This window comes from Streptomyces justiciae, from assembly GCF_015163075.1.
GTDB classification, from domain to species: domain Bacteria; phylum Actinomycetota; class Actinomycetes; order Streptomycetales; family Streptomycetaceae; genus Streptomyces; species Streptomyces justiciae.
Map to the genome: position 1 here is coordinate 35,962 of NZ_JADDXU010000009.1, position 22,029 is coordinate 57,990.

At 71.3% G+C, this 22,029-nt stretch carries 21 protein-coding genes; 7 read left to right on the top strand and 14 right to left on the bottom strand.

Going from position 1 to position 22,029, the window contains the following annotated elements:
* Positions 1-137 precede the first annotated feature (137 nt).
* Together IQ210_RS24565 and IQ210_RS24570 are read right to left on the bottom strand one after the other, a co-directional pair.
* Complete coding sequence (locus tag IQ210_RS24565; RefSeq protein ID WP_194081271.1) at positions 138-1,127, bottom strand: hypothetical protein; 990 nt, start codon at positions 1,125-1,127, stop codon at positions 138-140.
* Positions 1,124-1,543 carry a hypothetical protein gene (locus IQ210_RS24570; RefSeq protein ID WP_194081272.1) on the bottom strand — a complete coding sequence of 140 codons (420 nt, stop codon included), beginning with the start codon at positions 1,541-1,543 and terminating at the stop codon, positions 1,124-1,126. Before IQ210_RS24570 ends, IQ210_RS24565 begins: the two co-directional genes overlap by 4 nt.
* Positions 1,544-1,731: 188 nt before the next feature.
* Here IQ210_RS24570 and IQ210_RS24575 point away from each other — a divergent pair, with 188 nt between their 5' ends.
* Positions 1,732-2,241: a SigE family RNA polymerase sigma factor gene (locus tag IQ210_RS24575; protein WP_194081273.1), complete on the top strand. Its 510-nt coding sequence runs from the start codon at positions 1,732-1,734 to the stop codon at positions 2,239-2,241.
* A gap of 56 nt (positions 2,242-2,297) precedes the next feature.
* Positions 2,298-3,584 carry a hypothetical protein gene (locus IQ210_RS24580; RefSeq protein ID WP_194081274.1) on the top strand — a complete coding sequence of 429 codons (1,287 nt, stop codon included), beginning with the start codon at positions 2,298-2,300 and terminating at the stop codon, positions 3,582-3,584.
* Here the strand turns inward: IQ210_RS24580 and IQ210_RS24585 are convergent.
* Complete coding sequence (locus tag IQ210_RS24585) at positions 3,560-4,876, bottom strand: Nramp family divalent metal transporter (protein ID WP_194081275.1); 1,317 nt, start codon at positions 4,874-4,876, stop codon at positions 3,560-3,562. The genes IQ210_RS24580 and IQ210_RS24585 overlap by 25 nt on opposite strands.
* A gap of 63 nt (positions 4,877-4,939) precedes the next feature.
* On the bottom strand, positions 4,940-5,395 hold the full coding sequence (locus IQ210_RS24590; RefSeq protein ID WP_194081276.1) for an ATP-binding protein: 456 nt from the start codon (positions 5,393-5,395) through the stop codon (positions 4,940-4,942).
* Positions 5,396-5,603: 208 nt separating this feature from the next.
* Here IQ210_RS24590 and IQ210_RS24595 point away from each other — a divergent pair, with 208 nt between their 5' ends.
* Complete coding sequence (locus tag IQ210_RS24595; protein ID WP_194081277.1) at positions 5,604-6,950, top strand: M14 family metallopeptidase; 1,347 nt, start codon at positions 5,604-5,606, stop codon at positions 6,948-6,950.
* On the opposite strand, the gene IQ210_RS24600 is transcribed toward IQ210_RS24595, so the two are convergent.
* Positions 6,947-7,453, bottom strand: coding sequence for a hypothetical protein (locus IQ210_RS24600; protein WP_194081278.1), 507 nt, complete (start codon positions 7,451-7,453; stop codon positions 6,947-6,949). The genes IQ210_RS24595 and IQ210_RS24600 overlap by 4 nt on opposite strands.
* A 127-nt stretch (positions 7,454-7,580) precedes the next feature.
* Here IQ210_RS24600 and IQ210_RS24605 point away from each other — a divergent pair, with 127 nt between their 5' ends.
* Both IQ210_RS24605 and IQ210_RS24610 read left to right on the top strand, forming a co-directional pair.
* Positions 7,581-8,504 (top strand): adenosine kinase, encoded by a 924-nt coding sequence (locus IQ210_RS24605; RefSeq protein WP_194081279.1) that lies wholly within the window; start codon positions 7,581-7,583, stop codon positions 8,502-8,504.
* A 188-nt stretch (positions 8,505-8,692) separates the two neighbouring features.
* Positions 8,693-10,558, top strand: coding sequence for a caspase family protein (locus IQ210_RS24610; RefSeq protein WP_194081280.1), 1,866 nt, complete (start codon positions 8,693-8,695; stop codon positions 10,556-10,558).
* On the opposite strand, the gene IQ210_RS24615 is transcribed toward IQ210_RS24610, so the two are convergent.
* From IQ210_RS24615 to IQ210_RS24645, 7 genes are all read right to left on the bottom strand, one after another.
* Complete coding sequence (locus tag IQ210_RS24615) at positions 10,555-11,208, bottom strand: RES family NAD+ phosphorylase (protein WP_194081281.1); 654 nt, start codon at positions 11,206-11,208, stop codon at positions 10,555-10,557. The genes IQ210_RS24610 and IQ210_RS24615 overlap by 4 nt on opposite strands.
* A gap of 44 nt (positions 11,209-11,252) precedes the next feature.
* Positions 11,253-11,930: a hypothetical protein gene (locus IQ210_RS24620; protein WP_194081282.1), complete on the bottom strand. Its 678-nt coding sequence runs from the start codon at positions 11,928-11,930 to the stop codon at positions 11,253-11,255.
* Positions 11,927-13,036, bottom strand: coding sequence for a macro domain-containing protein (locus tag IQ210_RS24625; protein ID WP_194081283.1), 1,110 nt, complete (start codon positions 13,034-13,036; stop codon positions 11,927-11,929). Before IQ210_RS24625 ends, IQ210_RS24620 begins: the two co-directional genes overlap by 4 nt.
* Positions 13,037-13,195: 159 nt before the next feature.
* Entirely contained in the window at positions 13,196-14,677 is a 1,482-nt protein-coding gene (locus IQ210_RS24630; protein ID WP_194081284.1) for a GntP family permease, read from the bottom strand.
* 114 nt (positions 14,678-14,791) lie between these two features.
* Positions 14,792-15,202: a RidA family protein gene (locus IQ210_RS24635; RefSeq protein ID WP_194081285.1), complete on the bottom strand. Its 411-nt coding sequence runs from the start codon at positions 15,200-15,202 to the stop codon at positions 14,792-14,794.
* Positions 15,199-15,963 (bottom strand): IclR family transcriptional regulator, encoded by a 765-nt coding sequence (locus IQ210_RS24640; protein ID WP_194081286.1) that lies wholly within the window; start codon positions 15,961-15,963, stop codon positions 15,199-15,201. The genes IQ210_RS24635 and IQ210_RS24640 overlap by 4 nt, the downstream gene beginning before the upstream one ends.
* Positions 15,960-17,078 carry a sugar kinase gene (locus IQ210_RS24645; RefSeq protein ID WP_228048329.1) on the bottom strand — a complete coding sequence of 373 codons (1,119 nt, stop codon included), beginning with the start codon at positions 17,076-17,078 and terminating at the stop codon, positions 15,960-15,962. Before IQ210_RS24645 ends, IQ210_RS24640 begins: the two co-directional genes overlap by 4 nt.
* A gap of 180 nt (positions 17,079-17,258) precedes the next feature.
* Here IQ210_RS24645 and IQ210_RS24650 point away from each other — a divergent pair, with 180 nt between their 5' ends.
* Together IQ210_RS24650 and IQ210_RS24655 are read left to right on the top strand one after the other, a co-directional pair.
* Positions 17,259-18,536: an amino acid deaminase gene (locus tag IQ210_RS24650; RefSeq protein WP_256784196.1), complete on the top strand. Its 1,278-nt coding sequence runs from the start codon at positions 17,259-17,261 to the stop codon at positions 18,534-18,536.
* Between the two features lie 11 nt (positions 18,537-18,547).
* Positions 18,548-20,131, top strand: coding sequence for an N-acyl-D-amino-acid deacylase family protein (locus tag IQ210_RS24655; protein WP_194081289.1), 1,584 nt, complete (start codon positions 18,548-18,550; stop codon positions 20,129-20,131).
* A gap of 3 nt (positions 20,132-20,134) precedes the next feature.
* Here IQ210_RS24655 and IQ210_RS24660 read toward each other — a convergent pair whose 3' ends face one another.
* Both IQ210_RS24660 and IQ210_RS24665 read right to left on the bottom strand, forming a co-directional pair.
* Positions 20,135-21,049, bottom strand: coding sequence for a S1 family peptidase (locus IQ210_RS24660; protein ID WP_194081290.1), 915 nt, complete (start codon positions 21,047-21,049; stop codon positions 20,135-20,137).
* A gap of 184 nt (positions 21,050-21,233) precedes the next feature.
* Positions 21,234-21,935: a hypothetical protein gene (locus IQ210_RS24665; protein ID WP_194081291.1), complete on the bottom strand. Its 702-nt coding sequence runs from the start codon at positions 21,933-21,935 to the stop codon at positions 21,234-21,236.
* Positions 21,936-22,029: the final 94 nt, after the last annotated feature.

Here is a 22,029-nt window from a genome sequence, read left to right on the forward strand (position 1 = left end):
ATTTCCGCAGGTCCCGGCTTCAGGTCGACGATTCTGCGGTACGAGGGGGGCCTTGCCGCAAGGCCCCCGGTGCGCTATACATTGAATATGGCAAGAGGTGTCCGCACCTTCTTGCCTTTCGTGTTTCCGGGCCCCGGTCAGCCTTGCAGGGACGTGCGATGGCCGTGCGCCGGGTCCGCGGGGCAGACGAAGAGATTGAGAGTGCCGACCCGGCCCACGCTGACGTGAGTCGGGGCGAGGACCCGGTCCTCCAGGGGAATCCAACTGGCGGCGCCGCCATGTTCCGAGGGGCGGATCGCCAGCAGGAGTTCCATGGGCGTGCCGCAGGAACAGACCATCGAGTGCGGGCCGGTGACACCCCAGTAGGCGTAACCGCCCACCTTCCAGCCGGCGGCCACCGCGAAGTCGGCGTCGTAGCTGAGGGGGTCGTCGGCGTCCTCTTCGCTCTCCCAGAGTTCCTCCTCCCACTCCTCGATCCTCAACTGGAGGTCTTCATCAAGGAGTTCGGGCCACTCGTACTCCACGACCCCTGGCTCCGGGTGCAGGACGCAGGGCTCGGGGACCAGGCCCTCGTAGCCGACGACCGGTGGGAGCGGCGGGTTCGTGAGTACGGCGTCCATCGCGGCCTCGGAGTCGCGCCAGCGCAGGTGGACGCCGGGGGTGGGCGGGAGGCCATGGGACTCGAAGGGGCACCACAGCACCTGGAGGAGGTCGTGGCCGGGCGGCGCCGGGAGGTTCGGCACGTCACGGGCGTACAGCTGGGCCAGGGCGAGGAGGGGGACGGGGTGGGTGTCTCCGATGTCCGGGAGCTTGTGCCGGCGTTGGAGGGTGGTGAGGCGGTCGCGTTCCTCGTCGGTGAGGGCGCGGTCGTGCGCGGCCGCGTGGATGCGCCGTTCCTCGCGGATGTCCTCGATCCTGCGGCCCTTGTTCCTCCGGTGCTCCTGCGTGCACGTCGGCCATGCCTCGTCCGCGGGCCACAGCAGCGGGCCGCCCACCGAGCTGTCGTACGGGGTGGGCGTGCCGGGGCGGGGGTGGAGGCGGGTGGTGGTGCCGCGGTGGGCGGCGAGTTCGGGGAACAGGGCCTCGATGTCGAGCGGGCGGGGCGGTGTCGTACGCGTGCGGGTCATCGCATCGGCTTGTAGTAGCCGAGGATCGCCTGGAGGCCCGTGAACCACTCGCGCAGGCGTTCCTTGGGTTTGGCCTCGACCTGGCACTCGTAGAACTGGCCGTTGTGCAGGACCACCGCGACGACCAGGGCCTTGCCGTTCGGGGTGGCCTTGTAGTGGACGGTGTGGATCTCGGGCCAGCTGAACTCGGCCTCCGCGTCGCGTATTTCGAAGGCGACGCCGGTCATGTCGATGACCACGGAGTTGTGGCGGTCCACGGCCAGGAACTCCGGGCCGGCGGGGGCCGCCGGCGGGGGCGCGTACTGCGGGGGGTGCTGCGGTGCGTACTGCGGCGGGTACTGCGGGGGCGGTGGGCCGAAGCCTCCGGGCGGGGGGCCGTAGGACGGGGGTGGTGGGCCGTAGGGCGGCTGGGTCATCGGTTTCCCCCGGTGGGTGCCTCGTACAACTGTCGTACAGCTTCGGTACCGAAACCTACCTGGGCGGCAACCACCTTCCGTAACCCTGTCCGTCCTCTCTCCGAGGCCTGTGAAACATTTCCCCGGGCCCATCGCATCAGTAGAAGTGAGGACGGTGCACGCCGGGCGCCCATGAGCAGGGGGATCACATGAGACAGGTCCTTGCGGACCAGTACGCGGAGTTCGCGGCGGCGCGCGCGGGGCATCTGTACCGCTCCGCGTGCCTGCTCACCGCCGGCGACACGCATCTCGCCGAGGATCTCGTGCAGGAGACCCTGGGCCGGCTCTACATCGCCTGGCACCGGGTGAGCCGGGTCGGCAACCCCGCCGGGTACGCGCAGACCGTGCTCACCCGGGCCTTCCTCGCCCACCAGCGGCGGCGCAGCAGCACCGAGCGGGCCACCGACACGTTCCCCGACCGGGCCGCCGCCGACCAGCGCGACGTACCGCTGCGGCTGACGCTGCTGGAGGCGCTGGCCCGGCTGCCCGCCAAGGACCGGGCGGTGGTCGTCCTGCGCTACTGGGAGGACCGCTCGATCGAGGAGACCGCCGACGCGATGCACGCCAGCTCGGCCGCGGTGCGTACCCGTTGCACGCGTGCCCTCGGCCGACTGCGCGAGCTGCTCGGCGAGGATCTCGGCGAGTACGCGCGCTTCTGATCACCCCCACCCCACGACTTCCCATCACTCAGACCTCGCGGAAACGGTGGTTTGCCATGCCCGTTGACCAGCACAGCGATCCCTTCGAGGACCGCGTCGCCGCCGAACTGCGTGCCGCCGGCGGCGGATTCGAACCCGACCTCACCGCGCTCACCACGGCCGGCCTGGCCCGCGGGCGACGGCTGCGACTGCGGCGCCGGGCCGCGGTGGTGGGCGGCGCGGCCTCGCTCGCGCTCGTGGGGGTGGGCGGTGCGCTGCTGCTGCCGGGTGGGGGGTCGGACGCGGATCAGTCGTCGGTGGCCTCCACGCCCAGTGCCAGGTCGACCGTGGCGCCCGTGTCCGGCCAGGAGCTCATCGGCACGCTCAAGGAGCAGCTGGGGTACGGCAAGTTCAGCCAGGAGAGCGGGCGCGGCACGGCGGACAAGCCGGGGCCGTACGCCTCGCTCGTGTGGGACGACGGGGACGGGGGTTCCGCCGTCTCCGTCAGCCTGGAGAAGGTCGAGCCGGGCAGTGAGAACGCCCGGCAGTGGGCCGAGTGCCCAGACAAGACGTTCACGCCGTACGACAGTTGCACGACGAGTCGGCTGGACGACGGCGCGGTGCTGAGGATTCTCCAGGGGTACGAGTACCCGGACAAGCGGGAGCCCACCAAGTTCTGGTCCGCCGACCTGATCACCGCGAAGGGCCAGCATGTCGCGGCCTACGAGTGGAACGCCGAGGCCGAGAAGGGCTCGCCGGTCACCCGGCCCGAACCGCCCCTGGACGCGGCCGAGTTGAAGAAGCTGGTGACCGCGCCGGTGTGGCTGGCGGCGGTCGACGCCATTCCCGAGGCGGAGAAGCCGTCGTCACCCGCGCCGGAGGAGACCACGGCCCCCACGACCGACATCCGCAAGACGCTCGTCGATCTCCTCCCGTCCGGCGTCACACCGGTCTCGCGGGGCGGCGACGAGTCCGGCTGGGGCTATGTCGTCGTGGACGACGGCAAGGGCAAGAGCCTTGTCGAGATCAACGTGCAGCCGAACATGGGGGATCTGCTCGGCGAGGGCATGTTCGCGGGTGCCGAGGAGGTCGGCGACGGCACGATGCTCGTCACCCGTGAGGACGCCGGTGACAAGGACGTGGCGGGCGTGGTCCGGTGGACCGTCGACACGGTGCGGATCAACGGTCTGCGGGTCGTGATCAGCGCCTACAACCAGGGCGGACCGCACGACGCGCCGGGCCGCGACAAGCCCGCCCTCACGATGGAGCAGCTCAAGACGATCGCGCTCAGCCCGGCGTGGGGGCCGAGCCGCGAGGACATCTACGGTCACAAGGACGATCAGAAGAACTCCGACCAGGGCTGATCCCAGATCTGCTTCACGCACAGCACCAGGAACAGCAGCCCGGCGATCACCAGCATCGCGTTGCTGAGCAGGCCGTTGCGCCATTCGGTGGGCGTGCGCGAGGAGTTGAGGAGCCAGATCAGGGTGCCGGCGAGGAAGGGGAGGAACGCCGCGCCCAGGACGCCGTAGAGGATGATCAGGCGGAAGGGCTGGCCCTGGAAGAGCAGGACGATGGGCGGGAAGGTCAGCCACAGCAGGTACGCGCGGAAGGGCCAGGAGCGTTCGCGGGCGCCGGAGGCGACCTCCTCGCCCTTCGCCTCCTGGCTCGTGCGGTAGCGGGCCACGAAGTCGGCGAACATCAGGCTCACGCCGTGCCAGACGCCGATGAGGGAGGTGAAGGAGGTGGCGAAGAAGCCGATCAGGAAGAACTTGGCGGTCGCCGAGCCGTACTCCTTCTCCAGGATGTCGCTGAGCTGGATCAGCCCCTTGTCGCCGCTCGCGATGGCGATGTTCGCCGAGTGCAGCAGTTCCGCGCCGACGAAGAGCATCGCGATGACGAAGATGCCGGTGGTGGCGTAGGCGACGCGGTTGTCGAGCCGCATGACCTTCATCCAGCCGGTGTCGGTCCAGCCCTTGGCGTTGACCCAGTAGCCGTACGCGGCGAGCGTGATGGTGCCGCCGACGCCGCCGATCAGGCCGAGGGTGTTGAGGACCGAGTCCTTCTCGTCCGGCAGGACGGGGAGGAGGCCGGCGAGGGCGTCCGGGAGGTTCGGGGTGACGCGGATCGCCAGGTAGACCGTCACCACGAACATGACGCCGACCAGGACGGTCATGACCTTCTCGAAGACCTCGTACTTGTTGAACCAGACGAAGACCAGCCCGACCAGGCCGCAGGCGATCGCCCACCACTTGAGGTCCATCACGTCCGGGAACAGCGCCTGGAGCGGCAGCGCGCTCGACGACATCGCCGCCGCGCCGTACACGAAGCCCCAGATCACGACGTAGACGACGAAGAACCACGTGGTCCAGCGGCCCAGGCTCGCCCAGCCGTCGAAGAGGGTGCGGCCGGTGGAGAGGTGCCAGCGGCCCGCGGCCTCGGCGAGGGAGATCTTCACCAGGCAGCCGATCACGGCGGCCCACAGCAGGGTGTAGCCGAAGTTGCTGCCGGCGATGAGGGTGGCGACCAGGTCGCCCGCGCCGACACCGGTGGCCGCGACGACGATGCCGGGGCCGATGTACTTCCAACTGGACTTGCGGGGTGTGGGGGTGGTCGATACCTGGGTGTCGGTGGGGTTTCCCGTGGTGTCCGCCATGAAGGTCAACAAACCGCAAAGATCCAGCACTGACAAGAGGGCGTGCGCGGGCCTGCGCCGCACCTACACACGGCCCCGGCCGCAGCCGTCCGACGCGCAGGTGCCCAGCTCGAACCACACGGTCTTGCCCGTACCGTCCTGGTGGCAGCCCCAGCGCAGGGCGAGCGCGTCGACCAGGAACATCCCGCGCCCGTTCGTGGCGGAGCCGGCCGCCAGTACCCGGGGCACGCGGTGGCCGACGTCGGAGACCTCGCAGCGCAGGACGCCGTGCGCGGCGGTGAGGGTGAGGCGGATGCGGCTGCCGGCGGAGTGCAGCAGGGCGTTGGTGGCCAGCTCGCTCACCAGCAGTTCGGCGGTGTCGGTGAGGTCGTCCAGGTCCGCGAGCCCCCAGCCCTCCAACTGCCGTCGGACCAGGGCGCGGGCCTCGCGGACCGCGGTGGGACGGGGCTCGTACTCGACGCTCAGATGGCCTGCCCCCAGCGGGGGTTGAGGGTACGAGGCGTACCGGGGACGCAGCATGGCACCAGCATGTCCACCCGGACGGCCGTGTCACACGGGGAGGACTACCCGATTCACTACCTACATACAGGAGTTCGAGCGCACAGTTCGCGCCAGTGCGTCTTTATTCACCCTTGACCTGCTCATGCCATGCCTCGACCATGAGCCGCACACCCGCACCACGTACGTCGCACTGAATCGCCACTCCCCACTCCCACAAGGAGACTTCATGCGACTTCGGACACGAGGCGCAGGCGCCCGGGGCGGCAGACGCACCGCCGCGTTCGCCGCCCTGCTCGCCCTGGCGCTCGCCGCGCCCCTGACCTCGATGGACGCCTCCGCCGACAGCGTCGGCAAGGCGGCGCCCTCAGCGGACGACATCCGGCAGTACGAGATCCACCAGCACACCGACCAGCTGACCCGTACGGCCATCCAGCAGACCGGCGTCACGGTGGACGAGGCCGACGAGGAGACCGTGGTGGTCTCCGGGCGGGCCGACCAGATCAAGAAGCTGCGCCGACTCGGCTACCAGGTCGAGGCGTTGGGCTCCGCCCCGGACCGGCTGGCCGAGGACGAGCTGCGGCTCTACGACTTCCCGTCGGCCGACTCGCGCTATCACAACTACGCGGAGATGACGAACGAGATCAACAGCGTCGTCTCGGCCCACCCGGACATCGTCAGCCAGCGCGTCATCGGCACGTCCTACCAGGGGCGGAACATCGTCGCCCTCAAGATCAGCGACAACGTGGCGACGGACGAGTCCGAGCCCGAGGTGCTGTTCACCCACCACCAGCACGCGCGCGAACATCTCACCGTCGAGATGGCGCTCTACCTGCTCAACCAGCTGACCTCCGGCTACGGCACCGACTCACGCGTGACCAGCCTGGTCAACAGCCGGGAGATCTGGATCGTGCCGGACCTCAACCCCGACGGCGGCGAGTACGACGTCGCCACCGGCTCGTACCGCTCCTGGCGGAAGAACCGGCAGCCCAACTCCGGCTCCTCGTACGTCGGCACGGACCTCAACCGCAACTGGAACTACCGGTGGGGCTGCTGCGGCGGCTCGTCCGGGTCGACGTCCTCGGAGACGTACCGCGGATCGGCCGCCGAGTCGGCGCCCGAGGTGAAGGTCGTCGCGAACTTCGTGCGCAGCCGGGTGGTCGGCGGGGTGCAGCAGATCAAGGCCGGGATCGACTTCCACACGTACAGCGAGCTGGTGTTGTGGCCGTTCGGGTACACCACGGCCGACACGGCGACGGGGATGACGGCCGACGACCGCAACGCCTTCGCCACGGTGGGGCAGAAGATGGCCGCGAGCAACGGCTATACGCCGGAGCAGTCGAGTGACCTGTACATCACCGACGGGTCCATCGACGACTGGCTGTGGGGGAACCAGAAGATCTTCGCGTACACCTTCGAGATGTATCCGACGTCCAGTTCCCAGGGTGGGTTCTATCCTCCCGATGAGGTGATCGCTCGGGAGACCGCCAGGAACCGGGACGCCGTGTTGCAGCTGTTGGAGAACGCCGACTGTATGTACCGGTCCATCGGGAAAGAGGCCCAGTACTGCAGCTAGTCGTCGGACGCGTCGTCGTTCTCTTCGAAGTACTCGTCGAGAACCGCGTCCAACTGCTCTTCCCACAGCTTGAAATCGGCCCTGGCCGTCGCCTCGATCTCGATCGGGTACCAGCGGCGGTCAGGGGTGTGGACCGTGATCGTGAATCGCTTGCCGAAGCGGGGGGACTCCGTCTCCACCGCGCCGATCTCGTCCCAGCCGAACTCGCACCGCTCCTCGTCGAGGCTGAGGCGTACGCCCTTCGCGTCGGCGACGATCTTCGCGCGGCGGTCGGAGGCCTCGAAGACGGGGCCCTCGGCCGCCGCCTCCTCCTCGGTCTCCTCCTCTTCGGCCGTCTCCGGTTCCTCGGGGGCGGCCTCCTTCTCTGCGAGGGGCTCCTCGGCGTCCGCCGGCTTGGCGTCCTCGGGCTCGCCGGACACGGGTGAGGTCAGCCCGGGGATGAAGGCCGGGTCGAATCCGGCGCCTTCCAGGGGCTTGCTGCTCGAACCTATGCGCTGCTCCACGGTCGGAAGTATGGCGGACGAAGCTGTGCCGTGGGGCGCCGGGGGCGGAAGCGACGGGAGAAGCTCTTGCAGAAAATTTCTGCAAGTTCTTGCCCGCCCGGAAACACGGCTGCTTGACTCGGCTTTCATGAGCCCCGAGACCGATGTCCTCGTCCTGGGCGGCGCCGGCGTGGACACCATCGTCCACGTCCCCGAGCTGCCACTCCCCTACGCCGACAGCTACATGATCGAGCCGGGCATCGTGAGCCGCGCCGGACAGAGCGGGGACTTCGTCGCGCTCGGCGTGCACGCGCTCGGGCTGCGCGCCCACCACATCGACGTCGTCGGCGACGACCACGAGGGCGACCTGGTGCGCGCGCTGCACCGGGACCGGGGCATCCCATTCACCGAGGTGCGCTCGGCCTCGGGCACCAAGCGGGCGGTCAACCTGGTCGGCCCGGACGGGCGGAGGCTCTCCCTGTACGACATCACGCGCGGCCAGGACACCGACCGGCTCCCCGAGGACACCCTGCGCACCCTGGCGGGCGCCGCCCGGCACGCGCACGTGGTGATCACCCACCCGTGCGCCCACGCCCTGCCGGTGCTGCGCGAGGCCGGGGTGACGGTCTCGACGGACCTGCACAACTGGGACGGCGAGAACCCGTACCACGAGGCCTTCGCCCTCGCCGCCGACCTGGTCTTCCTGTCGACGACCGCGCTGGCCGACCCGGAGGCCACCATGAGGGACATCGCCGCGCGCGGCCGGGCGAGTGCCGTGGTCGCGACCGCCGGGGCGGAGGGGGCGTACCTGCTGGCCGACGGCGAGCTGACCCACGTACCGGCCGTCGAGCCGCCCGCTCCGGTGGTGGACTCCAACGGTGCGGGCGACGCCTTCGCCGCCGCGTTCCTGCTCGGCCGGCTGGCGGGCGCGGACCCGTTGCGCTGTGCGCGGTACGGGGCGGTCGCGGGCGCGTACGCCTGCACGGTGCCGTCGACGCGGGCGGACGCGATCGGGCGGGACGAACTCCTGGCGCGGGTGGCCGAATTGGAGGCGGAGAAGGCCTTCGGCTGACCGGCCGGAGGACACGGGGGCCGGAATCTGCCCCGTTAGCGAGGTAGCCGGGGCCTGGAATCCGCCCGGCCGGAGGACACGAGGCCGGAATCCGCCCCGTTACCGAGGTAGCCGGGGCCCGGCATCCGCCCCGCTGTCGACCGGTTCTCCGTGCTCCGCGACCGGCCCGCCTGCCAGACTGTCCGGCCATGGGGACGATCTACGCGTTCATGGCGGGCGTCAACGCCTACCCGCCGCACATCGCCACGCCGCTGTCCGGCTGTGTCAACGACGTGCGTGCGGCACGGGAGTTGCTGGAGGAGCGCGGCGGGGACGCCGTCACGGTACGGACCGTCCTGGACGGGGAGGCCACGGTCGAGGCCGTCGAGGAGGGGGTCCGGGCCTTCCTCGGGGCGGCCGGGCCCGGCGACACGGCGTTGTTCTGGTTCTCGGGGCACGGCAGTGAACGGGTCGCCACCGGTGCGGAGTTGCTCGTCGAGGCGACGGGCTGGAGCCAGGCGCTGGTCTGCGTGGACGGGCCCCTGTCCGACAAGCGGCTGGGCGCGCTGCTGGACGAGGTGGCGGGGCGCGGGGCGCATGTCGTGGCGGTCCTCGACTGCTGCTACTCGGGCGGCGCGACCCGCGAGGACCGCGTCCCGGCCGACCTGACCACCCGCCACGCGCCGGCCCGCCCGGAGTGGCCGGCCGCCCGCGACACGGCACCCCCGCGAGGCACCGCCCGCCATCTCCTGCTCGCCGCGAGCCGACTCGACCAACTCTCCTACGAGGGCTGGTTCGACGGGCGCCGCCAGGGCATCTTCACGCACGCCCTGCTGGGCGCGGCACGGGCGGCGGGCCCGGACGTCACCTACCGGCAGCTGCTGGCGGCGGCGGACGCGCGGGTACGGCGGTCCGGTGGCCGGCAGCAGCCCGTGCTGTTTCCGGAGACGGCCGAGGTCGCCGATCTGCCGTTCCTCGCGGGTGCAGTGGCGGAGGGTGCCACCGGTGACCATCTGCTGCGGTGCGGGCGGGAGGGGTGGGAGGTGGACTGCGGGACGGTGCACGGGCTGCGGGGCGGGGAGGGTGCCGGGGGCACGGAGTTCGCGGTGATCGGGGACGGGCGGGTCATACGGGCTCGCGTGGTGCGGGCCGAGCGGGCGCTGGTGGAGCCGGTGGGCTGGGCGCCGGACCCGGAGCGGGTGTACCCGGTCGCGCTGACCGCCCTGTCGACGCCGCCCGCGACGGTGAGCGTCGAGGGGGCGGACGAACGGCTCCGGGCGGCGATCACCTCGTACGACACTCCCCTGCTCCAAGTCGTCGACAGATCCGAAGAGTTCGGAGACCTGCACTTCCGGGTGGTGCAGGACGCCGGTGCGGTGGAGGTGCTGGGGCGGGACGGGACGCGGTTCGTGGAGCCGCTGTGGCTCGGCACGAGGTCGGGCATGCGGGACGGTTCGACCGGCGGTCCGTACGACGGGAAGGGCGTCGTCGGCTGCCTCACCCACCTCACCCGCTGGCATCGGCTCCGCGATCTCACCTCCCGGCCCTCCACCCTGGACAACCAGGTGCAGGTGGAGATCGCCCCGTGGGGCGGCGGGGACGCGCTGGTGCCGGACGGGCGAGGGGAGATCGTGTGCGCGTACGGGCCGGACGGGGAACCGCCGTTGGTGTCCATCCGGATCACCAACCGTTCACAGCGCCCTCTTTGGTGTGCGCTGATCGATCTCAGCGACAGCTACGCCAGTGATCCGGCGCTGTTCCCGGGGCACTTCATCGGGCCGGGGCGGACGGGGTACGCCCTGGACGGGGAGCCGGTGCGGCTGGCTCTGCCGCAGTCCAGGTCCGCCACGTCCGGCGCGGAGGCGCGGGACTGGCTCAAACTGATCGTCGCGGAGGGCGAGTTGAACACCGTGCCGTTCCGGATGCCGGCGTGGAGCCCGTGGGCGTCCGGCGCGGACGAGGAGGTGCTGCGCTTCGGTGCAGCCTCCGACGGACGCGACCTCGGACCGGCGACCCAGGGTACCCCGGGCCGCTGGGCCACCCGCACGGTCGTCCTGCGGACCGTCGTCCCCTAGGGCGCCAATTGGACGTAGTACGGCTGGAGTACGGAGTTCAGCCACTCCCGGCCCTCGGCCGTGTCGAAGTCCACGGTGTCCTCCTCCTGGGCGCGCAGGGCGCCGGCCGGGCTGCGGTCGCCGAACAGGACCACCGTGCGGTCGGCCGGTTCCCGCTTGGACGCCCAGAGCAGGCCCTGGGCCCACGGCTCGGTGTGGCGGCGGATCCAGTGGGCCCAGTCGCGGGTGTACGGGTACTCGTGGGCCTCGGTGTGCACCAGCCAGGTGTCCTGGTGGACCGCGGCCAGGTCCTGGGCGCTGACCAGCGGCAGGACGTTCAGGTCGGCGGCGAGCCGCAGGGTGCTCAGGCGGCGGCCCTCGACCGCGCGGCGCGGCAGCAGACGCGGGCCGCCGGCGGGGTCGAAGGGCAGGGAGCGCAGCAGGGTCTCGCAGACGGCGGCCGTGGGGCCGAGGCCGGCGTAGAGATAGCCGTACGTGTCGCAGGAGGTGGCGTCGAAGCGGCCGCCGCCGTAGAGGCAGTGGGAGGGTCTCGGGTTGAAGCCGGTGGCGGGGCGGTGGGAGCCGTGGATGCGGTAGAGCGGGGTGCCGCGGGTGAGCGTGACCTTGCCGGGGGTGCCGGTCAGGGCTTCGGGCGGCCGGTAGTTGGGCATGGTCAGTCACTTCCCATCCGGCGGGCCGTCTTCCGTCCTCGGGCTCATTCCCCACTCTCCATCAGAAACCTTGCCGTATCGACCAGTTGACGGTCACGGCCGGTGCCCAGCAGGCTCGCCGGGCTGGTGCCGAGCCAGGCGTTGGCGGACAGCCACCAGTCGGCGGCGCCCCACGGGTCGCGGTCGGCGGCGAGGAGGGCGTTGACCTCCAGGACGACCAGCCAGGGCAGGGTGTCCTCGGAGAACTGGAACCGCGGCAGGCGCAGCCGTCCGCCGATGCCGGGCAGCCGGATCAGCTCGGGCGCGAAGGGGGCGCCGCCGCGCTGGAGCAGCGTCTCGGCGTCCAACGCGGGCTCCGCGAGCAGCCGTTCGCGCACCGGGCCGAGGACAGGGCCGACCATGCGGTGCCCGTCGATGAGGAGGACGGCGAGATCCTCGGCGGCGAAGCCCTGCACGGTCGGCCGGCCGCCACCGGTCGTCGGCGTCCCGGTGAACCGCGCCCCGGTGTCCGCCCCGAACTCGTCCGGCACCGACTCCGCCAGCAGGTCGGCGGCCTGTTGGGCGGCGGCGTACCGGAGCCGCTCGTCCCGCTCCTCGTCGCGGACGACGGCGACCAGCCCGGTCAGCCGCTCCCGTTCCTCGGTGCCGAGGCGGCCGGCGACCCGGTCCCAGCGGGCCGCGGCGGCGGCGAGGACGACGTACGGATCGTCGGGCACGCTCATCGGTCGTCCTCCGCGGGCACGTTGGGGGCCAGGAGCCGCTCCAGCAGGTCGGCGCGGGCGTGGCGGCGTACGACGAAGTGGATCTCCCAGTCGGCGCCGCGGGCGAGTTCGGCCTCGACGGCGGCCCACAGCGCGCCGAAGCTCTCCAGCGGGGTGAGGCCGCCGCGCCCGGCGCCGAGCAGGGGCAGGCAGACGGACCGCAGGGGCGGGTCGTGGGCGCCGGACTCCTCGGCGAGCAGCGCGAAGACGCGGGCGACGCCTCGGGTGATGTCGGCGGGCTGGACGTCGTAGTCGTTGGTCTCGGGGCGGGGTACGGCCACGGCGACGTGGTAGATCCGCCGGATGCCCTGGCCCTCCAGCGCGCCCGCGGAGGTGACGGCGACCGTCCCGGGCTGTGCCGCCCGGCCGGGAGCCCCGTGCCGGGCGGTCCAGCCCCGTAACTCGTCGTCGATCCTGTCGTCGACGAGTCCCCCGACGGGGTCCCGGTGCGCGCCCGCGCGGCGCAGGGTGGCGGAGACGGACGACTTGTACGGCGCCGGCAGCGCGAAGTAGGTGTTCGACGGCGAGACGACGACGTCGATGTCGCGCAGCAGGTCGACGGAGTGGACGTGCAGGGTGACGGGGACGGTACGGCGGTCGATGCGCGGGCGCAGGGCGCGGTGGGCGGCGGGCATGCGGTCGTACGGAGGTGGGGGTGATCCTCTCCGGGGCGTGCCCTGGGCGACGAGCTGGACGACCTGTTCGGCCACCTGCCCGAGGACCATGAGCTCGTGGTGCTTGCGGAACCGCTCGACGCTCACCCCGTACACCTGGGCGGCCCGCCGGCGCCGGTCGGCGGCCGGCCAGTCGCGGGTGCCCTGGGCGAGGCCGAGGCTGTACTCGGCGGCGGTCTGGAGGGTGCCGCCGCCCATCCTGGAGACGGCGAGCCGCAGTACCTTCTCCACCGGCCCCCCTGGCGACTCGCCGTCTCCCCGCGGGAGTTCACGGGCGGCCCCGGCGAGCGCCGGTACGTCGAGCGCGCGCAGCCTGACGACTCCGGCCCGCCGCACCTTCCGCACCTCCGCGAGAACCGCTCCGTGATCGGGCACGTGAGGCGACGGCGGCATGACGATCAGCATCGCACCGCCGTCGCGACCCTCACAAGCCCGCTCCGTACAACCATTCCAGCGCACGCCCCGGTCGCGAACGGGTCGCGTCCGGGGCGAAGTCAGGGCGCAGGGAAGGGAGTTACGAGAGGAAGGAGGCTCAGGACTCGGGGAAGGGAGTTACGAGACGAAGAGGCTGAGTACGGCCGCCACCACGAACCCGACCACCGACAGCACCGTCTCCAGCACGGTCCACGTCTTCAACGTGTCGCGTTCGCTGATGCCGAAGTACTTGGCGACCATCCAGAAGCCGCCGTCGTTGACGTGCGAGGCGAAGATGGAGCCGGCCGAGATGGCCATGATGACGAGGGCGACGAAGGCCTGGGAGTGGTCGCCCTCGGCGAGGAGGGGCGCCACGATGCCGGCCGTGGTGACGATGGCGACCGTGGCCGAGCCCTGGGCGACCCGCAGGACCACCGAGATCAGGTAGGCCAGGACGATGACCGGGAGACCGACGTCGTTGAAGGTGTCGGACAGGGCCTGGGCGACGCCGCTGGCCTTGAGGACGGCGCCGAAGACGCCGCCCGCGCCGACGACCAGCAGGATGTTGCCGACCGGCTTGAGGGACGAAGTCGACACCGTCTCAAGGGACTTGCGCGACCAGCCTCGCCGGATGCCGAGGAGGTAGTACGCGAGGAGCAGGGCGATCGTCAGGGCGACGAAGGGGCTGCCGAAGAACTCGATGACCGAGCGGCCCGTGGAGGGGTCGAGGGCGATCGAGGAGAAGGTCGCGGCGAGGATCAGGACCAGCGGGGTGCCGATGATGCCGAGAACCGTGCCGAGCGGGACAGGGTCCTCACGCGGTACGACACCCTGCGCGCGCTGCTCCTCGATCACCGCCAGCCGTGCCTCCGCCGCCGCCTCGACCATGTCCTGCGGTACGGCGACGAAGATGCGGCGGCCGATCCACGCCGAGAACGCCCACGCGGCCAGCACCGCCGGGATGCCGCAGACGACGCCCATCAGGATGACCCAGCCGAGGTCCACGTGGAGGAGCCCGGCCGCGGCCACCGGGCCCGGGTGCGGGGGCAGGAAGGCGTGGGTCATCGACAGGCCCGCGAGCAGCGGGAGGCAGTACAGCAGGATCGACTTGCCGCTGCGCTTCGCCGCCGCGTAGACGATCGGGGCCAGGACGAAGATGCCGACGTCGAAGAAGACCGGGATGCCGAAGATCAGACCGGTGAGGCCCATGGCGAGCGGGGCTCTCTTCTCACCGAAGAGATTGAGCAGCCGGGACGCCAGCACCTCGGCCCCGCCGCTGACTTCGAGGATCGCGCCGAGCATCGTGCCGAGGCCGATGATGATCGCGACATGGCCGAGGATGCCGCCCATGCCGGACTCGATGGTGGAGACGGCGTCGGACCGCTGGACGGTGCCGAAGAGTTCGGTGACCGACAGGCCGGCGAGCAGGCCGACGGCTATGGAGACGGCGAGGAGGGCGACGAAGGGCTGGATCCTGACCTTGATGATGAGGAACAGCAGCAGCGCGATGCCGATGGCGGCGACGGTCAGGAGACCGGCGGTGCCGTCGACGAGGAGGAGGAGACCGCCGGTGTGGGGTGGGGCCTCGGTGGGTGTGGTGGCGGCGAGCGGAAGGGACATGGGGGTCCTCTGCGTAAGAACATGAAGCTTTCGGGCAGGGCGAATCGCGGCATGGCCACCCGTGGGGGACCATGCCGACTGCTTACGGCGTGCGGGAGTTGAGGGAGAGCGGACTCAGCCGAGGACGGCGAGCGCGTCGATCTCGATGAGGAGCCCGGCGGGCAGACCGACGTAGACGGTCGTACGGGCGGCAGGCGGCTGGGTGAGCCCCTGCTCCTCGAAGTAGGTGTTGTAGATGCCGTTCATCTCGGCGAAGTGGTCGACGTCCGTGAGGTAGACGCGGATCATCATCACGTCGTCCCAGGAGGCGCCGCCCTCCTCCAGGATCGCCTTGACGTTGGCGAGGGTCTGGAGGGTCTGCTCACGCAGGGTGGGCCCGGCGGGCGTCGGGGGCTGCCCCTCCACCGCCGGCAGGAACCCGACCTGCCCGGCGACCTGAAGGATGTTGCCCTTCCTGACGCCGTGCGAGAACTTCGCGGGCGGGGTGGTGTGGGTCTTGGGGGTGAGGGCGATCTTCTCGCTCATGGGGTGACTTCCTTGACGGGGGTTCTGCCGGAGTACTCCCCGCTGATCGTTTCCGCCGTGCGGCGGACCAGCGGGAGCAGGGTGAGGAGTTCGTCGGCGGTGACGACGACGTTCGGCGCGGAGACCGACATCGCGGCGACGACACGGCCGTCGGCGCCGCGGATCGGGGCGGCGACGCAGTTGATGGACTCCTCGTGGCCACCGAGGTCGGTGGCCCAGCCCTGTTCGCGCACCCGCTCCAACTCCTTGAGGAAAGCGGGGGCGTTGGGGGTCGAACGGGCCGTGTACAGGGGGTAGTCGAGCTTGTCGGCGAGGGCGCGGCGCTCGGCCTCCGGGAGGTCGGCGAGCAGCTGCTTCGCGACGGCGGCGACGGTGATGGCGACGGGCTTCCCGATCCGCGAGTACATCCGCACGGGATACCGGCTCTCGACCTTGTCGATGTAAAGAACGTCCTCCTCCTCGTAGACGGCGAGGTGGACGGTGTGGCCGACCTGTTCGTTGAGGCGTACGAGGTGGGGGTGGGCGATCTCGCGGATGTCGAGGTTCTCCATCGCCTCCTGGGCGAGGGCGATGAGGCGGGCGCCGAGGCGGTAGCGCTGGTCGGACTGGCGGTAGACCATGCCGTGTTCGTGGAGCGTACGGAGGAGGCGGAGCGCCGTTGACTTGTGGACGCCGAGGCGGTCGGCGACCTGGCCGAGATCGGCGGGGCCCTCGGCGAGCAGCGGCAGGATGCTGAGCGCGCGGTCGACGGTCTGACTCATGGGGTGCGTACCTCCTCCGGGGCCTGCGCGGCTTGCGTCCAGCCGGGGCCGAGTCGAAGTGTCTCCCACGTCCGCTCATCGAGTGCGACCAGTCGATCGGCGTGTGCGCGGGAGGGGGGTGCGGCGAGGTCGCCGGGGGCGGTGAGGGTGGCGGCGGCCCAGAGGTGGCCGGTGCGGAGGCTTGTGTTCACGGGGAGTCCACGGAGGACGCCGGACAGGAACCCGGCGGCGAAGGCGTCACCGGCGCCGGTGGTGGAGACGATGTCGACGGTGGGGGCGGGTTCGAAGGTGCGGGAGGTGGGGGCTGGGGCAGGGTGGGTTTCACTCGCCCGCGTTGGCGGGGTGCCGCTGCGCCCACCCGTGCCGCCCAAGCGGCACGACTGCCCGCAGTCAAGCGGGCCTAGGGGCGCGGGGAACTGCGCGACCAGCCCCCACTCGCCCGCGGCCGACACGAAAGCGGTAGCCCCCCTTCCTCCTTGCTTCACCACCAGCACCGCCGGCTCCGGCAGCAGCTCGCGCACCGCCTCCGGTCCGTCTGCAACCCCCCACGCCTCCTCCGCCTCGTCCTCCCCCACGAACACCACGTCCGCCCCGCGCGCCAACTCCAGCAGCACTCGCGGTCCCTCGGTGGAACGCCACAGTCCCGCCCGATAATTCACGTCGAAGGACACCAGAGGCCGTCCCTCGTAACGCGCCGTCAGGGAACGCATCAACTCCAGGCAGCCGTCCGACAGCGCCGCCGTGATCCCGGACAGGTGCAGGACGCGACCCGCGCCCACCTCCACGTTCCCCACCGTCATCGCCGACGCCGCCGACCCCGCCCGGTAATAGGCGACCTCGTGCGCGGACGTCCCCCGCTCCCCCGCCGTACGGAAGTACACCCCCGTCGGCCGCAGGGCGTCCCGGCGTACACCGCTGACGTCCACGCCGTACGAGCCGATCGTCTCGACCAGGTGGTCACCGAACCCGTCCGCCCCCACCCGGCTGACCCACCGCGCGGAATGCCCGGCCGCGGCGAGGACACACGCCACGTTGGACTCCGCGCCGCCGATCGCACGGTCGAAGGACGGTACGTCGGCGAGGCGGCCCGGTCGGGTGGGCAGGAACGTGACCATGGACTCGCCGAGCGAGACGACGTCCACGACGTCCGGGGCGTTCACGATGGTCGTAGCTCCTCGTCGTCTCGGGCCCGGGCGGCTCCATTGACCCGGCGTTGGCCTGGATGTTAGACAGCGATGAGCGACATACGCAATGGACGTTGCAGAGAGTGCAACCGACCTGATCAGGGAGGCCCCGTGTCTCGTGACACCGGCACCGAAGCCCTCGCCCGCCTCGCGGAGGAACGCGTCGACCACCGCTTCAAGGGCCTCCCCCCGGACGCCGACGGCCTCACCGTCGGCGAGCTGGCCGCCCAGCGCCGCAACCTCTTCACGGACGGCTTCACCACCCCGGTGCTGGCCCTCTCCGCCGAGCGCCTGGAGCACAACCTCCGGCTCATGGAGACGTACGCCGTCCGGCACGGTCTCGCCTTCGCCCCGCACGGCAAGACCTCCATGGCACCGCAGCTCTTCCAGCGCCAGATCGAGCACGGCGCCTGGGGCATCACCCTCGCCGTCCCGCACCAGGTCCGCGTCGCCCGGGCATACGGCATCCAGCGGGTCTTCCTCGCCAACGAGCTGACCGACCCCGCCGCGCTCCGCTGGATCGCCGGTGAGCTGGAGTCGGACCCCGCCTTCCGGATCATCTGTTACGTCGACTCCGTGCGCGGCGTCGAGCTGATGGACCGGGCGCTGCGCGGGGCCGCCCGGCCGGTGGACGTCGTCGTGGAACTCGCCGCCGGTGAAGGGGCGCGTACCGGCGTCCGTACCGAAGCCGAGTGCGCGGCGGTCGCCGATGCCGTGGCGGGCACCGATACCCTGCGGCTCGTGGGGGTCGCCGGGTACGAGGGCGAGGTGCCGCAGGCCGATCCCGAGCGCGTGCACGCCTGGCTGCGGCGACTGGTCGCGCTCGCCGTCGACTTCGACAAGGCGGACCGCTTCAACGGCGTGGACGAGATCGTCGTCAGCGCGGGCGGCAGCGCCTGGTTCGACGCGGTCGCCGACGTCTTCGCGGAGATCCCCGAACTCTCCCTTCCCGTACTGAAGTTGCTGCGCTCCGGCGCCTACGTCTCGCACGACGACGGGCACTACCGGAAGATCACTCCTTTCAACCGCGTCCCGGAGGAGGGCGCCCTGGAACCGGCGTTCCGGCTCTGGGCGCAGGTCGTCTCCCGGCCCTCCGCCGAGCAGGCCTTCGCCAACGCGGGCAAGCGCGACGCGGCCTACGACCTTGGCCTGCCGTCCGCCCAGGTGGTACGCCGGGACGGGGCGGAGCGGCCGGCGGCCGGCATCGAGGTCACCGGGCTGTCCGACCAGCACGCCTGGCTGCGTACCGGCCCGGAGGCGGACCTGGAGGTCGGGGACTGGGTCGGGCTCGGTCTGTCCCACCCGTGCACGTCCTTCGACAAGTGGCAGCTGATCCCGGTGGCCGAGGCGGACGGCACGGTCGTCGAGTACATCCGTACCTACTTCTGAGAGGGACCGCCATGGAAGAGCTCGTCATCCGGGACGCGGACGTCGTCGACGGCAGTGGTGAACCCTCGTACCGCGCCGATGTGGTGGTCGACGGCGGCCGGATCGTCTCGATCGTCAAGGAGGCCGCCGACGCCGGCTGCCAACGACCCACGGCGCGGCGCGAGTTGGACGCCGAGGGTCTCGTCCTCTCCCCCGGCTTCATCGACATGCACGCCCACAGCGACCTCGCCCTGCTGCGCGACCCCGACCACAGCGCGAAGGCCGCGCAGGGCGTCACCCTCGAAGTCCTGGGCCAGGACGGGCTGTCGTACGCCCCCGTCGACGACCGCACGCTCGCCGAGATGCGCCGCGCGATCACCGGGTGGAACGGGTACGGCGACGACATCGACTTCGACTGGCGGACGGTCGGCGAGTACCTGGACCGGCTCGACCGGGGCATCGCCGTCAACGCGGCCTACCTCATCCCCCAGGGCACGGTCCGGATGCTCGCCGTCGGCTGGGAGGACCGCGAGGCGACCCCGGCCGAGCTGGACCGGATGCGGCGGCTCGTCGCCGAGGGCATGGAGCAGGGCGCGGTCGGCATGTCGTCCGGGCTCACCTACACGCCCGGCATGTACGCCAAGGACGCCGAACTGACCGAGCTGTGCCGGGTGGTGGCGTCGTACGGCGGCTACTACTGCCCGCACCACCGCTCCTACGGGGCGGGCGCCCTTGAGGCGTACGAGGAGATGGTGGCCCTGACCCGGGAGGCGGGCTGCTCGCTCCATCTCGCCCACGCCACCATGAACTTCGGCGTGAACAAGGGCCGGGCGCCGGAGCTGATCGCCCTGCTGGACAAGGCCCTGGCGGACGGCGCCGACATCAGCCTCGACACGTATCCCTACACACCGGGCAGCACAACTCTCGCTGCCTTGCTGCCGAGTTGGGCGAGCGAGGGCGGTCCGGAGGAGATCCTCAGGCGGCTCGCGGACGACGACACCGCCGAGCGCATCCGGCACCACTTGGAGGTCGTCGGCTCGGACGGCTGCCACGGGGTGCCGGTCGAGTGGGAGACGATCGAGATCTCGGGGGTCGGTGATCCCGCACTGGCGGACCATGTGGGCCGCCGCGTCGACGGCTGGACGACCGCCCGCCGGCTGCTGCTCGCCGACCGGCTGGCCCCGTCGATCATCCAGCACGTGGGCCATGAGGAGAACGTCCGGCAGATCATGCGCCACCGCGTCCACACCGGCGGCTCGGACGGCATCCTCCAGGGCGCGAAGCCGCATCCGCGGGCGTACGGCACGTTCCCGCACTACCTCGGCCACTACGTACGGGAGTTGGGGGTGCTGTCCCTGGAGGAGTGCGTCGCGCATCTGACCGGCCGCCCGGCGGCCCGGCTCCGGCTGCCCGACCGCGGGCTGGTCCGCGAGGGCTACAAGGCCGACCTCGTCCTCTTCGACCCGGCGACGGTGGCGGCGGGCTCGACCTTCGCCGAGCCCCGCGCCCTCCCGACCGGCATCCCGCACGTCCTGGTCGACGGCCGTTTCGTGATCGAGGACGGCCACCGGACGGACGTCCTTGCGGGACGCTCCGTCCGGCGAACCCCCTCGTGAGTACTACGGCTTGGGCAGCGTGCAACCGCTCTTGCTCAGGTCGAGCTTGTTGTCCAGGCCGAAGCAGGCCGGGATCTGGTAGGTCTCCTGGGCGTAGTTGATGCCCTCGCGGACGGTGACGTTGCCGCTCGCGTCGACCTCACAGGGGTTGTTGTCGGTGCAGCGGCCGCCGTCCTCGTTGCCGGTGTTGTTGACGGCGACGACCTTGCCGGTGGCGTTGTCGATGACGGGCGAGCCCGAGGTGCCGCCGATGGTCTGGCAGGCGGAGGTGTAGCGGACCGAGTCCTTCCAGGTCCACGCGCCTTCCTTGAGGCGGTAGGCGAACCCGTCGATGTTGCAGGCGTACGTGCGCTTCCAGTAGCCGGAGACGACCGTGATGGCGGTGCCGGCGACCGGGTGGGTGTCGTTCAGGGTGAGCGCGTCGATGCCGTACGTGCTCTTGATCGACGCGTAGGTGCGGGTGAGCTGGTAGATCGACACGTCGGTGTCGGTCATCGTCGCGTAGGCGATCTTGTTGGCGCGGAGCGTGCCGACCCGGGTGCCGGCGGAGTTGAGGAGCCCGAAGCTGCGGGTCGAGGCCTGGTCGACGATGACCTCGCCGGCCGCCGGGAAGCCGGTCTCCAGGCAGTGCCCGTTGGACATGACCAGCGCGGGGTCGTCTGCCTCGGAGTTGGGGAAGCGGATGACGGACCCGGAACAGTTGCTGAGCGAGACGGTGCCGGCGAAGGAGACGGCCTGGACCTGGGGCGCGAGCGCCTGGTTCAGGCTCGCCGAGGCGGACGTGACCGTGTCCCAGACCGTGGAGACGGCGGTGCTGGTGTCCACCGCGCTCGTGGTGTCCGGGGCCGCGACCGCGGGTGCCGCGCCGACCCCGGCCATGGCCAGGGCGATCACTACGGCACCGAGAGGCTTCTTCATGTGGGGGTCCCCTCATTGCGACGAGGGTGACCGGAGAATCTCCGGCCACCCGCCAAGTTGTCATGCGCATTCTCATCGCGTGGGGGCGGCCGGGCAAGGAGTTCTTTCGAGCGATGGGGGTTTCCCTATGCGTCCCCTGTCAACAGGCGAGCTGCTGCCCACAGTTGGGGACTTCATGCATCGGCTACCTGGGTCGTTTGGTGCTGCCCTGTCCCTTGCCGGGCTTGCCGTCGGAACCGGAGCCGGCGTCGGAGCCCGAGCCACCCGGGTCGGACGGGGTCGCGCTCGACGTGGGCGCGGGGGCGGTCGTCGTCGTGGCGGACGCGCCGGCCGAGGGCTCGGCCGTCTTCGACTGCTTCTCCGAGGGCGCCGAGGACGGCGCAACGGAAGCCGACGCGGAACCGCTCCCGGAGGCGCCCGGCCCGTCACCCTCGGTCTCGCCGGGCGGGCCCGCGGTAGGTTCCGTCGACACGTCGGGCGCCGCCGACCCCGTACGCCGCTCCTTGCCCTCGGAGTCGCCGGACGACCCGGACAGCGAGAACCCGGCGATCAGCGCCACCACCGACACCGCGCCCACGGCCCCGGCCGCGACCGCCACGCGCCGCGAGCGCCAGGGGCCGGCCTTGGGCTTACGACGGGAGCGGGGGCCGGCCGGGGCGGGCGGCGGCTCCGGAACGTCCAGGGCCCGCGTCACCCCAGGAGCCTCCGCCACCGAAGGCAGCTCGGCCGTCTCGTCGTACGCGTTCTGCCAGCCGTGCGCGATGGCCGGGTCGGCGTACTCGTCGTAGGAGGGGGGTGGCTCGGGCTGCGGGTGGTACACGTTCGGCGCACCCTGGGGCTCTCCGGCCGCGCCGATGCCGTTGTCGTACTGGGGTGGCCTGGACATGGCCGCGCATTGTAGGGACGGAGGGGGTCCCAGAGACAGCTACCGGCGATAACCCCCCAAACCGCCCGTCTCACGTGATGGGAAACACCGCCCA

Coding starts and splice junctions, on each gene's coding strand:
- IQ210_RS24565 (WP_194081271.1), bottom strand. CDS start 1,127: ATGACCCGCACGCGTACGACACCGCCCCGCCCGCTCGACATCGAGGCC.
- IQ210_RS24570 (WP_194081272.1), bottom strand. CDS start 1,543: ATGACCCAGCCGCCCTACGGCCCACCACCCCCGTCCTACGGCCCCCCG.
- IQ210_RS24575 (WP_194081273.1), top strand. CDS start 1,732: ATGAGACAGGTCCTTGCGGACCAGTACGCGGAGTTCGCGGCGGCGCGC.
- IQ210_RS24580 (WP_194081274.1), top strand. CDS start 2,298: ATGCCCGTTGACCAGCACAGCGATCCCTTCGAGGACCGCGTCGCCGCC.
- IQ210_RS24585 (WP_194081275.1), bottom strand. CDS start 4,876: ATGGCGGACACCACGGGAAACCCCACCGACACCCAGGTATCGACCACC.
- IQ210_RS24590 (WP_194081276.1), bottom strand. CDS start 5,395: ATGCTGCGTCCCCGGTACGCCTCGTACCCTCAACCCCCGCTGGGGGCA.
- IQ210_RS24595 (WP_194081277.1), top strand. CDS start 5,604: ATGCGACTTCGGACACGAGGCGCAGGCGCCCGGGGCGGCAGACGCACC.
- IQ210_RS24605 (WP_194081279.1), top strand. CDS start 7,581: ATGAGCCCCGAGACCGATGTCCTCGTCCTGGGCGGCGCCGGCGTGGAC.
- IQ210_RS24610 (WP_194081280.1), top strand. CDS start 8,693: ATGGGGACGATCTACGCGTTCATGGCGGGCGTCAACGCCTACCCGCCG.
- IQ210_RS24615 (WP_194081281.1), bottom strand. CDS start 11,208: ATGCCCAACTACCGGCCGCCCGAAGCCCTGACCGGCACCCCCGGCAAG.
- IQ210_RS24620 (WP_194081282.1), bottom strand. CDS start 11,930: ATGAGCGTGCCCGACGATCCGTACGTCGTCCTCGCCGCCGCCGCGGCC.
- IQ210_RS24625 (WP_194081283.1), bottom strand. CDS start 13,036: ATGCCGCCGTCGCCTCACGTGCCCGATCACGGAGCGGTTCTCGCGGAG.
- IQ210_RS24630 (WP_194081284.1), bottom strand. CDS start 14,677: ATGTCCCTTCCGCTCGCCGCCACCACACCCACCGAGGCCCCACCCCAC.
- IQ210_RS24635 (WP_194081285.1), bottom strand. CDS start 15,202: ATGAGCGAGAAGATCGCCCTCACCCCCAAGACCCACACCACCCCGCCC.
- IQ210_RS24640 (WP_194081286.1), bottom strand. CDS start 15,963: ATGAGTCAGACCGTCGACCGCGCGCTCAGCATCCTGCCGCTGCTCGCC.
- IQ210_RS24645 (WP_228048329.1), bottom strand. CDS start 17,078: ATGGTCACGTTCCTGCCCACCCGACCGGGCCGCCTCGCCGACGTACCG.
- IQ210_RS24655 (WP_194081289.1), top strand. CDS start 18,548: ATGGAAGAGCTCGTCATCCGGGACGCGGACGTCGTCGACGGCAGTGGT.
- IQ210_RS24660 (WP_194081290.1), bottom strand. CDS start 21,049: ATGAAGAAGCCTCTCGGTGCCGTAGTGATCGCCCTGGCCATGGCCGGG.
- IQ210_RS24665 (WP_194081291.1), bottom strand. CDS start 21,935: ATGTCCAGGCCACCCCAGTACGACAACGGCATCGGCGCGGCCGGAGAG.